Source organism: Flavobacterium sp. (assembly GCF_036759525.1).
Classification (GTDB): domain Bacteria; phylum Bacteroidota; class Bacteroidia; order Flavobacteriales; family Flavobacteriaceae; genus Flavobacterium.
On record NZ_DAIOUN010000008.1, the window covers coordinates 66,185 to 78,437 of the forward strand.

A 12,253-nucleotide genomic window follows, 5' to 3' on the forward strand; every position below is an offset into this window, starting at 1 on the left:
TGTCTTTGAATTGTTAATTTTGTGAGTTGCTAGGTCTAGTGGGCCTTGCGTTGTTCTATTGAATATTAACCTGTTTTTTAGCCTATGCCAAGATTAGCCTATATTGTAGTCCTTTCTTTGTTCTTTAGTTTTCTGAGTTTTGCACAAACATCCAAAGAAGTGTTGTTTACTATCAACGGTAAGCCTTTTTATACGGATGAATTTGTTCGGGTTTACCAGAAGAATTTGGATTTAGTTAAAGACGAATCGCAAAAAGATTTGGATCACTATTTGCAACTTTTTGTAGGATATAAATTGAAAATTCAAAAGGCATATGAATTGGGTTTGCATGAAAATCCCAAATATCAAAACGAGCTTCGCTCTTACCGAACTCAATTAGCCAAAAATTATATAACCGATTCTAAGGTTACCCAAGACTTATTGGAAGAAGGCTACCAGCGTTCGTTGAAAGAAATCAGAGCTTCACATATTTTATTAAATTTAGACGAGAACAGTACACCTCAAGATACATTGCGTGTGTACAACAGTTGTATTGAATTGCGAAATCGTATTTTGAAAGGGGAAGACTTTGCTGCTTTGGCTCAAAAATATTCCCAAGATCCCAGTGCCAAAGAAAATTCCGGCGATTTAGGATTTTTCTCTGCTTTCCGAATGGTTTATCCTTTTGAAAATGCGGCTTACAGCACTCCGTTGGGTTCGGTTTCTATGCCGGTTCGCACCCGATTTGGCTATCATTTGGTTAAGGTAACCGATATTCGGGATAACCGAGGTGAAGTAACCGTAGCTCATATTATGTTGCTTAACACCCAAGAAGGCGGAGAAGATGAGGTTCAGAAAAATAAAAAGTTGATACAGGAAATTTCAACCAAAATCAAACAAGGAGAAGCATTTGAAGATTTGGCCAAGCAATTTTCACAAGATAAATCTACCGCATCAAAAGGTGGACTTTTGAATCGTTTCGGGTCGGGTCAATTGAGTTCTGAAATGTTTGAAACCGTTGCTTTTTCATTGGAAAAGCCTCAGCAAGTTTCAGAGCCGTTTCAAACGCAATTCGGTTGGCACATTGTAAAATTAATTTCGAAACATCCGCTTAAATCGTTTGACGAATCAAAATCTGAATTGGAAACCAAAATCAGTCGAGACGAGCGTTCCCGCAAGATTGCCGCTTCCTTACAAGAAAAATTACGAGCCAAATATCCGGTTAAAACCCAAGCTCCGTTATTGGCAAAAATCAAAAAGACAATACCCGATACTTATTATGATGGGAGTTGGGAATTACCGGCTGTAAAAACAGAATTTGCCGGCCCTCTTTTTTCCTATGCTAATCAGTCGGTTTCGGCTCAAGAGTTTTTGGAATATTTGTACATTCAACAAAAAAATCCCACTAAAACCAAACCTATAGCTTCCTTGGTAGATTTTCATTACCAAGCTTTTATCGACCAAAAACTGAATCAATATTACAACGATAATTTGGAGCAAGAGTTTCCGGAATTTGCGGCTGTAATGGACGAATACCGTGACGGACTGTTGTTGTTTGATTTGTTGGAAAAAGAAATTTGGGAAAAATCGAAAACCGATACCCTAGGATTGAAAAGTTTTCACGAGCAAAACCGTATGAAATATGTTTGGAAGAAGCGATATGATATGGTCTTGTTGTCTTCTACTCAAGCCGATGTGGCTAAAAAAGCACATAAAATGCTCAAACAAGGTAAAACTCCGGATGCTATAAAATTGGCTTTTAATACCGAGAATCAAGTGAAAATTATGGCTACAGCCGGAGAATATGAAGAAGGAAGTGATGTTTTGCCTAAGCAAATTCCTAACAAAACGGGATTGCAGGAAGTTTTTCAAGAAGGAAATTACTATTATGTTTTGATGGTAAATGCGATTAAGCCTGCCGGGCCTAAATTGTTCGAAGAGTGTAAAGGAAGAGTTATCAATGATTATCAAAACCATTTGGAGTCACATTGGGTCTCCTCGCTTCAAAAAGAATTCAATGTATCTATAGACACGGCTGTTTTTCAAAAAGTGAAGTCTCAAATCAAACCCTAATGTTTCAAAAACTCACATCGGTTTTGTTCCTATTAGTCTTGAGTTCGTGTTCTTATTTTAAAGAAGAGGCGAAACCCGAGGCCATAGCCCGTGTAGGGGATAGTTATTTGTACCGAAGTGAAATTGTCGAATTGATTCCGGAGGGAACTTCTAAAGAAGATAGTGTAGCCATTGTACAAAGTTACATCGATAGATGGGCAACTCAAAAGTTGTTAATCAAAGCGGCCGAATTGAATATTCGAAAAGAGAGACAAATAGAGATAGATAATTTGGTTTTGCAATACAAAACCGATTTGTACACCAAAGCCTATTTGGAAGAAATAGTTTCCAATCAGTTGGATACCTTGGTTTCTGAAACGGAGATGCGCAATTATTATAGCGATAATAAAGAAAATTTCAGAACAAATGGTGTTTTACTTCGTTTGCGTTACCTACATTTGCCAAAAGATCACCCTAAATTTGAAACTATAAAATCCAAATTTTTTGATAGGAAAAAAGGAGATGCCAAATTTTGGGAAACCTATCAGCTTCAGTTTAAAAGCTCGGCGTTGAATGATAGTGTTTGGGTAGAGATGAATCAAGTGTATCGCAAGTTACCCTTTATCAACCCTGAAAATAGAGAAAATTATATAGTTTCCGGAAAAAGTATACAATATCCGGATTCTTTGTATGTTTATTTGGTTAAAGTGAGTGCGGTTTTAGATAAAAATGAAATCAGTCCGTATGATTATGTAAAACCCACCTTAAAAGAGTTGTTACTCAACAAAAGAAAGTTAGATTTAATTAAAAAATTCGAGAAGGATATTACTGATGATGCCATTAAAAACAATAAATATGAAGTTTACCGCTAAAAAAAGTCTTGTTTTTGTATTTCTATGCTTGATTTCGCTCCCAATGAGTGCTCAAGAAATTATTCAAGACGCTGTTGCCCCAAAAAAGGATACCACCTTAAAAACAAACCGTAGAAAAATTGATGGGGTTATAGCTACCGTGGGGAGTTATATCATTTTGGATTCTGATATAGACATGGAATATGTAGAGCTTTCTCAAGGCGGAAATTCTATTGGAAACATCACGCGTTGTCAGTTACTCGAAAAATTAATGGAAGAGCGATTATTTGCCCATCAAGCTCAATTGGATAGTACTATTGTGGTGAAAGATGCCGAAATTAACGCCATGATGGAGGAACGAATTTCTGTTATTTTGGAGCAAATAGGTTCGTTGGATAAAATGTTGAAGTTTTACAACAAAAAGAATGAGGAAGATTTCCGTTCGTTCTTTTTTGATGTGTTGAAACAAAACAAGTTGTCCATTGAAATGCGAAATAAGATTGTAGAGAAAGTTGAAATTACACCGGAGGAGGTGCGTACTTTCTTTAAAAACATACCTAAAAATGAATTGCCAACCTTTGGTGCCGAGATGGAAGTTTCTCAAATTGTTGTAGAGCCCAAAGTATCAAAAGAAGATAAGCAAGCGGTTATTGATCGTTTGAATGACATTCGTAGGGATGTTATAGAAAACGGAGCCAGTTTTAAAACCAAAGCGGTTATTTATACGCAAGACAGAGCCTCGGCCTCTTCCGGAGGGTATTACAAAATAAACCGAAAAACGCCTTTTGTAAAAGAGTTCAAAGATGTTGCGTTCAGTTTGGCCGAGGGAGAAATTTCGAAACCTTTTGAAACCGAGTTTGGTTTTCATATTATTATGGTAGAGCGTATTCGAGGACAAGAAGTGGAGTTGCGACACATACTGTTGACACCCAAAGTATCGGATGCGGCTTTACGTGAGGCAAAAGAACGTGCTGAATTGATTCGATCTAAGATAAACAATGGCGAAATTACTTTTGCCGAAGCTGCCCGAAGTATGTCTGATGAAAAAGAAACCCGTGCCAATGGAGGCGTATTATTGAATCCTAAAACGTTAGATTCTCGTTTTGAATTGACCAAAATGGATCCGGCCTTATACAGTCAGGTTTCCAATTTGAAGGATAAAGAGGTATCGCTGGCCCTATTGGATGAAGATCAAAAAGGTACCAAGCGATACAAACTTTTGATGGTAACCAATCGTATCGATTCGCATACAGCAGATTATGCTCAAGATTATACAAAGATTAAAGATTTGGCCTTAAAAGAAAAGCAGTTTAAAGAATTGGCTAAGTGGACCAATGAAAAGATATTGGAAACCTACATTCGCATCAACGGTCAATACCGCGAATGTAGTTATGACAACAATTGGTTAAAAAAATAAATTCATATACCTTTCCTAATACCGTACACGTATGTCTGATGTAGCAGCCATTGAACAATTGGTTCAAAAAAGAGTCGAATTAAAAAAAGAAATTTCCAAAATAATTGTTGGTCAGGAAGTTGTTGTAGACCAAATTATTTTAAGTATTTTTTCGGGGGGTCATGCTTTATTGGTAGGCGTTCCCGGACTGGCCAAAACGTTGATGGTAAATACAATTTCTCAAGCTTTGGGCTTGGACTTCAAACGCATCCAGTTTACACCCGATTTGATGCCTTCGGATATTTTAGGAAGCGAAATTTTGGATGAAAACCGCCAGTTTAAATTTATCAAAGGACCCCTATTTGCCAATATCATTTTGGCCGATGAGATCAATAGAACACCACCCAAAACTCAGGCCGCTTTACTAGAGGCCATGCAGGAGCGAGCGGTTACCATTGCCGGTCACAACTACAAATTAAGTTTGCCTTATTTTGTTTTGGCTACCCAAAACCCTATAGAACAAGAAGGAACCTATCCGTTACCGGAGGCCCAGCTCGATCGTTTTATGTTTTCGATAAAATTGGATTATCCCACATTTGACGAAGAAGTTCAAGTAGTTAAAAGTACAACCAACGATTCAAAAACTACTATTAACTCTATGTTTACAGCCGAAGAGATTATAGATATTCAGCATTTAATTCGCCGTATTCCGGTAGCCGATAATGTGATAGAATATGCCGTGACCTTAGTAGGCAAAACGCGTCCCGACAGTCCGTTGGCTACCGATTACATTCGCAATTACATCGATTGGGGAGCAGGTCCTCGAGCTTCGCAAAATTTAATTTTAGCAGCCAAAGCTCATGCCGCATTTAAAGGGAAATTCTCACCCGATATAGAAGATGTGAAAGCTGTAGCCGAAGGCATTTTACGTCATCGGGTAGTAAAAAATTACAAAGCCGATGCGGAAGGGGTAAGCATTGAAAAAATCATTAGTACTTTATTGTAATCAAAAAATCAAAATACCAGAGAAACGTTCCATTTTGGAGCGTTTTTTTATAGGTTTTCGGGTTTGAGTTTACCCAATCGGAATAATTTGGATTGAGTCAAAACAAGGGCTTTTTGCTAAATTGGCAATTTAGACGCTTAATTTTGGCAATTTTACATTTTTGGGCTAAAAAAATGGTTTTTGTTGAAAAAAATTTTCATAAAATGGGAATTGTCTAAAAAATGCACTTCAATTGATATAGTTTACTAATAATTTTCTAATGTTACATCGATTTCGTAATTTTGCCACACAAACAAAATAAACCTAAATATTTATGGCTTTTGATATTGAAATGATTGAAAAAGTGTATGCTACCTTAGCCGAGCGTGTAGATCAGGCTCGCACTATAGTTGGGCGTCCACTTACGTTATCCGAAAAAATATTGTATTCTCACTTGTGGGAAGGTATGCCTTCGCAAGCTTACCAAAGAGGTGTTGATTATGTTGATTTTGCTCCCGATCGCGTGGCGTGTCAGGATGCGACAGCTCAAATGGCTTTGTTGCAATTCATGCATGCCGGAAAGAGTAAGGTTGCCGTTCCTACTACAGTACATTGTGACCATTTGATTCAGGCTAAAGTCGGAGCAAAAACCGATTTGCAAGTAGCCAATACCCAATCTAAAGAGGTGTTTGACTTTTTGTCATCGGTATCCAATAAGTACGGTATAGGTTTTTGGAAACCGGGCTCGGGAATTATTCATCAAATTGTTTTGGAGAATTATGCTTTTCCGGGTGGGATGATGATAGGGACCGATTCTCACACGGTTAATGCCGGGGGATTAGGTATGTTGGCTATTGGAGTTGGTGGTGCCGATGCGGTAGATGTAATGTCCGGTATGGCTTGGGAATTGAAATTTCCAAAATTAATCGGTGTAAAGTTGACCGGAAAATTAAGTGGCTGGACTGCTCCCAAAGATGTAATTTTGAAAGTAGCCGATATACTTACAGTAAAAGGAGGAACGGGAGCTATAGTTGAATATTTTGGTGAAGGAGCCGAGGCGATGTCTTGTACCGGTAAAGGAACCATTTGTAATATGGGTGCCGAAATTGGTGCAACAACTTCTACTTTTGGGTATGATGATTCGATGCGTCGTTATTTGGCAGCAACCGGAAGACAAGATGTAGTTCAAGCAGCCGATAAAGTAGCTTCTTATTTAACCGCAGATGCGGAAGTATATGCCAACCCGGAAGCTTATTTTGACCAATTGATTGAAATTAATTTATCAGAATTAGAGCCTCATATCAACGGACCGTTTACTCCGGACCGTGGAACTCCGGTTTCTAAAATGAAAGAAGAGGCTGCGGCCAACGGATGGCCTTTGAAAGTAGAGTGGGGGTTAATTGGTTCTTGTACCAACTCTTCTTATGAAGATATGTCTCGAGCCGCGTCTATTGTAAGACAAGCCGTTGCTCATGGAATAACTCCTAAGGCTGAATTTGGTATCAATCCGGGTTCTGAGCAAATCCGTTATACTATTGAAAGAGATGGTATCATTGCCGATTTTGAAAAAATGGGAACTAAAGTATTTACCAATGCTTGCGGACCTTGTATCGGACAATGGGATCGTGAAGGAGCAGATAAGCAAGAAAAAAATACCATTGTACATTCGTTCAACCGAAATTTCTCTAAGCGTGCCGATGGGAACCCTAATACACATGCCTTCGTAACTTCGCCTGAAATGGTAGCTGCATTGGCTATATCGGGACGTTTGGATTTCAATCCCATTACCGATACTTTATTGAATGACCAAGGTGAAGCAGTTCAATTGGTTGCTCCAACCGGAGATGAATTACCCCAAAGAGGTTTTGATGTAGAAGATGCCGGATACCAAGCTCCAGCCGAAGATGGTTCTACTGTACAAGTAGTGGTGTCGCCTACTTCGGAGCGTTTGCAATTGCTGGATCCTTTCCAGCCTTGGGATGGAGCCAATATTACCGGAGCTAAATTGTTAATCAAAGCCTTTGGAAAATGTACCACCGATCATATTTCTATGGCCGGACCGTGGTTGCGTTTCCGAGGTCATTTGGATAACATTTCCAATAATATGTTGATTGGTGCTGAAAATGCATTCAATGGCAAAGCCAATTCGGTTAAAAATCAATTGACGGGTGCTTATGAAGAAGTTCCCAAAGTTCAGAGAGCCTATAAAGTGGCCGGAATACCTTCTATAGTAGTGGGAGACCATAACTACGGTGAAGGATCTTCACGTGAGCATGCGGCAATGGAGCCCCGTTTCTTGGGAGTTAAAGCGGTTTTGGTGAAATCGTTTGCCCGTATACATGAAACCAATTTGAAGAAACAAGGTATGTTGGCTTTAACTTTTGCCCAAGAGGCAGATTACGATAAAATCCAAGAGGACGATACCATTAACTTCTTAGATTTAACCGAATTTGCACCGGGTAAACCTCTAACTTTAGAGTTTGTTCATGCTGACGGTTCTAAGGATATTATCATGGCGAACCATTCTTACAACGAGAGTCAAATAGGTTGGTTTGTTGCCGGTTCTGCTTTGAATTTGATAGCTGCCGGAAAAGCCTAATTTATTTTTACATCTTAGTTATAAAAAAAGCTCCTTAGTTTTCTAAGGAGCTTTTTGATTAAAAAAGGAGTACCCCTTTTATATCTTCTGTTTTAATGGGGCCAATATGTCTTGAATCTTCTGAATTTGATCGGTTGTCACCCAGGACAAATACCGTTCCCTTGGGAACTACAAATGGGCCAAAAAAATCTTCATTCCAATCTTTTTTGTAATAGGCTTTTACGGCAGGACTCGGACTGCCTTCGGTTTCCATTGCTTGTTTGGCTTTAAGTTTGTGTTTTTTTACTGTTTTGTCTGGAATTGCCATTCGAACTACAATACCCCCTATAAAATCGGTTGTCCATTTTTCTTTAACAGCTTCCGGTTCTTTTAAAGCTTTGTATTCTTCCAAACTTAATTCATAGGTGTAGGCAAGTTCTCTGTTTTCGTCGGCTTTTTTCGAATTCACATACAAAATACCATTGGTAATTTGAAGGGTGTCTCCTTCTTGAGCTACCAATCTGTGAATACGAGTATGGCTACCGATGAAAGGTTCTTCATACGTATAGCTAATAAAATCTCCCGATTTTGGACTGGCAAAATTGGATAATAACAAATAACTGTTTGCTTTGATGTTGGGTTCGTTGGCTCGAGTTTGGTTTTTGTATATTTTGATAATACCTAAACCGTTGAGACTAAAAAAAATAATACATAAAGTAAGAAAGGTGATGAGAGCCACTTTTATTGACTTTTTCATGGGTATGCGAATTCATGGGTTAGTGATGCGAAATTAGTCAAATTTTAGTCTGATTGTGCAACTCGAAGCTGTAGATTTTTCTATTTTATTAAAAAAAGAAGTGTGTTTTAATTCCTTGTCAAATTACTTGGTAAGAACCTCAGTTAATCCGGTATTCCATATAACTCTGTCGTAATAAAACTCAATAGATGTGAGGTTGTTTTTTGTTTTAATGACACAAGTACCCATAACTTTGGCTTCTTTACCTAAAACGGTAATATAGGTATTGTCAGAGATTTTATGGGCTTTGAAGAGTTCGTAAATTTTGCGTGCTATTTCGGCTCGTAAACTCATTTTAGCATTGAAAGTGCTCACGATAACCATACCTGTTGCCGATCGGGCAACCAATTCCATTCCGTTTTGGCCGTGTTTGTAGGTTGTGATTTTTTCTTGTGCAAATCCATAATGAGCAAGACCAAGTCCTACCCACAGCAAAATTATTTTTTTCATAAATCCTTTTTGATGTTCGGCAGACGCACGTGAAATTCTGTTGTTTTTGGGAACGCCAATTTACATGAAATAACTGAAAAAAATGAAATTTATTTTAATTTTTTGAAAAAAAAAGAGGTCTGTTTTAAGACCCCTTTTTGTAATTTATTAATAGTAAGCATATCGTCTAACTTTGGCAATATACTTGGCCAGACGAATAACTTGATGGCTGTATCCGAATTCGTTGTCGTACCAAATGTAAAGGACAATATTTTTTCCATCTGCCGATACTATAGTTGCGTTGCTATCGTAAATTGAAGGTGCGTTGGTGCCAACGATATCAGAGGAAACCAATTCGTTGTTTAGCGAATATTTGATTTGCTCCACCAATTGTCCTTCCAAAGCATATCTTTTCATGATGTCGTTGATTTCATCTACCGAGGTTTCACGACTAACTTCCAAATTTAAAACCACCAATGACCCATTGGGTACCGGAACCCGTATGGCATTTGAAGTTAATTTTCCGGCCAAACTGGGTAGAGCTTTAGCTACTGCACTTCCTGCACCGGTTTCTGTAATAACCATATTTAAACCGGCGGCACGACCTCTTCGGTATTTTTTGTGCATATTGTCTACCAAATTTTGGTCGTTGGTGTAAGCGTGAATCGTTTCCAGATGCCCTTTTACCACTCCTAGTGTATCTTCTACAGCTTTCAAAATAGGGGTTATGGCATTTGTTGTACAAGAGGCTGCAGAGAAGATGTTAACTTCATCGGGATGGTGCTCTTTGTGATTTACTCCATAAACTATATTGGGAATTCCTTTGCCGGGAGCTGTTAGTAAAACTTTGGAAACCCCTTTTGATACTAAATGTCTTTTCAAGGCTTCTTCGGTAGTGAATGCACCGGTATTGTCAATTACTAATGCATCGTCTATTCCGTAGTCTGTGTAATCAATTTCCTCCGGACTGTTCGCAGAAATGATATGAACGGTAGTTCCGTTTATAATTAATGCATTATTTTTAGCATCGGCCGTTACTGAACCTTGGAAATCACCGTGTACCGAGTCGTATCGCAATAAAGAAGCCCTTTTTTCGAGAATGGTTGCATCATTTTTATCGCGTGTGACAATGGCTCTTAGTCTAAGTTGGGTTCCTTTACCGGTTTTAGACATAAGTTCTCGTGCCAAAAGGCGACCAATTCTACCAAAACCATACAATACTACATCTTTAGGTTTAATGCTGTCAAAGTCTTTGGCTTTTCGGAGTTTATCAATGACAAACGATTTGGTGTTGTGGTATTTGTCATCTTCCAGATGGTATTCGTAGGTTAGTTTTCCAATATCTAATTTGGAAGGGGGTAAATCTAGAGATAAAATTTCGCGTGCAATTTCGACAGAGTCAAAAATGGAGATTGGTTTTCCCACAAATTCCCCTGCATATTCATGAAGATTCAAAATTTCGGAAACGTTTTTGTCTATCAATTGATTTCGGAATAAGACCATTTCAATAGACTTGTCATACCATAAATCGCTTATGATTTTAATAAATTCGACTCCGGCTCTTCTTCGGTCGGCTTGAAACGAAAGTTCTTTTTCGTAAACAGAAGGGTTGTTCTTCATGATGTAAAAAATTAGTTGCTGTTGTTATTTTGGTGCAAAAGTATATATTTCAAACGTTTTCGTAAACCCTTTTGCTAAAAAAATAACATAAAAAAATCCTGTAGCAGACTTTTACTGTTACAGGATTTTTATGGGACTCTAAAAATTTACAAAATAACTCTCATGATTTGACCGTTGCGTAACATCAGTTCAACACGAACTCCTTCTTTTTCTCCTTTGCTACCCAAACTTCTGGAAATGGTTTCTACATCGGTAGCTTTTACACCGTCTATACTCAAGACAATGCTTCCTTTAAGTTCTTCGGCATAGGGAACTAATTTTTCATTATTGATGTCTTTGATTTTAACTCCTTGTCTTAAGTTGAAACGTTTTTTATCTGCTGCATCCAGGTCTTCTAATTCCAAACCGTAGAATTCGTAATTCAGCAATTCTTTTTTAGTTAATCTAACAGGTATAGCCAGTGTCTTTCCGTCTCGAACTACAGTTACTCTAATTTCATCGTTAGGACGTTTGGTGTTCACATAACCCGAAAGTTCAGCAAAAGAAGTCACATTTTGATTGTCTAAACGAATAATAACGTCTCCGGTTTTGATTCCGGCCTTTTCGGCTCCTGAATTTTTGGTTACTTTGTTAACGTAAAAGCCTTGGGTTTGGTCAACTTTCAGTTCTTTTGAAGCTGCACCATTTAATTCTCTTCCTTCAATACCTAAAATACCTCTCTGAACGTTACCAAATTCCATAATATCTTCAATGATTTTTCGGGTAATGTTGGAGGGAACCGCAAAGGAGTAGCCTACATAACTTCCGGTATTTGATGAAATCATGGTGTTGATTCCTACCAATTCTCCTCTGGTATTTACCAAAGCCCCTCCACTGTTTCCGGGGTTAACCACAGCATCGGTTTGAATGAAAGATTGTATTCCTCCGGCCTCTAAATTTCGGGCTTTTGCCGATATAATTCCTGCGGTAACAGTAGAATTGAGGTTATAGGGATTTCCTACTGCCAATACCCACTCGCCAACTTTAATTTGATCGGAGTCGGCAAAAACGGCATATGGAAGTTTTTCATCGGCATCCACTTTTAAAAGGGCTATATCCATTTTGGAGTCGGTTCCAATGAGTTTGGCTTTGAATGTTTTTTTATTGTTGAGTGTAATCTCAATGTCTTGAGCACCATTGATTACGTGGTTGTTGGTTACGATGTAACCATCTTCAGAAATAATAACCCCCGAACCGGTTCCTATTTGCTGTTGTTGTTGTCCTCCTCTGTAGCCATACATAAATTCCATAATCGGATTTGAAATGGTTCGATAGGATACATTTTTAACGTGAACCACTTGATTTAAGGCTATTTCTGCCGCTTCAGTAAAATCGACTGCCTCGGCATTCATTCCTACATTTTTGGTTGGGTAAACCGGTGCAGTGGTTACCCCAATTTTGTTTTTTTCGGTTTCTTTTTCAAAAAAATAATGGTAAGCGGTTAGGGTTACAGCTCCACTTAACAGAGATACTAAAAATAAGTTGCTTGCCTTTTTCATAAATACTCACTATTTAGTTATACTATGTA

Annotated in this window: 9 protein-coding genes; 5 read left to right on the forward strand and 4 right to left on the reverse strand. The window is 38.2% G+C overall.

What is annotated here, in order from left to right:
* Positions 1-84 precede the first annotated feature (84 nt).
* From V7M80_RS07610 to V7M80_RS07630, 5 genes are all read left to right on the forward strand, one after another.
* Entirely contained in the window at positions 85-2,052 is a 1,968-nt protein-coding gene (locus V7M80_RS07610; protein WP_333695185.1) for a peptidylprolyl isomerase, read from the forward strand.
* On the forward strand, positions 2,052-2,903 hold the full coding sequence (locus V7M80_RS07615) for a hypothetical protein (RefSeq protein WP_333695186.1): 852 nt from the start codon (positions 2,052-2,054) through the stop codon (positions 2,901-2,903). The genes V7M80_RS07610 and V7M80_RS07615 overlap by 1 nt, the downstream gene beginning before the upstream one ends.
* The gene (locus tag V7M80_RS07620; protein WP_333695187.1) at positions 2,887-4,299 is read left to right on the forward strand and encodes a peptidylprolyl isomerase; all 1,413 of its coding nucleotides are present in this window, start codon (positions 2,887-2,889) and stop codon (positions 4,297-4,299) included. Before V7M80_RS07615 ends, V7M80_RS07620 begins: the two co-directional genes overlap by 17 nt.
* A gap of 31 nt (positions 4,300-4,330) precedes the next feature.
* Positions 4,331-5,284 carry an AAA family ATPase gene (locus V7M80_RS07625; protein WP_333695188.1) on the forward strand — a complete coding sequence of 318 codons (954 nt, stop codon included), beginning with the start codon at positions 4,331-4,333 and terminating at the stop codon, positions 5,282-5,284.
* Between the two features lie 313 nt (positions 5,285-5,597).
* Positions 5,598-7,862 carry an aconitate hydratase gene (locus tag V7M80_RS07630; protein WP_333695189.1) on the forward strand — a complete coding sequence of 755 codons (2,265 nt, stop codon included), beginning with the start codon at positions 5,598-5,600 and terminating at the stop codon, positions 7,860-7,862.
* A 58-nt stretch (positions 7,863-7,920) separates the two neighbouring features.
* Here V7M80_RS07630 and lepB read toward each other — a convergent pair whose 3' ends face one another.
* The 4 genes from lepB to V7M80_RS07650 all read right to left on the reverse strand — a co-directional run bounded on the left by lepB (position 7,921) and on the right by V7M80_RS07650 (position 12,224).
* On the reverse strand, positions 7,921-8,598 hold the full coding sequence (gene lepB, locus V7M80_RS07635) for a signal peptidase I (protein WP_333695190.1): 678 nt from the start codon (positions 8,596-8,598) through the stop codon (positions 7,921-7,923).
* Positions 8,599-8,721: 123 nt separating this feature from the next.
* On the reverse strand, positions 8,722-9,087 hold the full coding sequence (locus tag V7M80_RS07640; protein WP_333695191.1) for a hypothetical protein: 366 nt from the start codon (positions 9,085-9,087) through the stop codon (positions 8,722-8,724).
* A 147-nt stretch (positions 9,088-9,234) separates the two neighbouring features.
* Entirely contained in the window at positions 9,235-10,686 is a 1,452-nt protein-coding gene (locus V7M80_RS07645; RefSeq protein WP_333695192.1) for a glyceraldehyde-3-phosphate dehydrogenase, read from the reverse strand.
* A 146-nt stretch (positions 10,687-10,832) separates the two neighbouring features.
* On the reverse strand, positions 10,833-12,224 hold the full coding sequence (locus tag V7M80_RS07650) for a S1C family serine protease (protein ID WP_333695193.1): 1,392 nt from the start codon (positions 12,222-12,224) through the stop codon (positions 10,833-10,835).
* Positions 12,225-12,253: the final 29 nt, after the last annotated feature.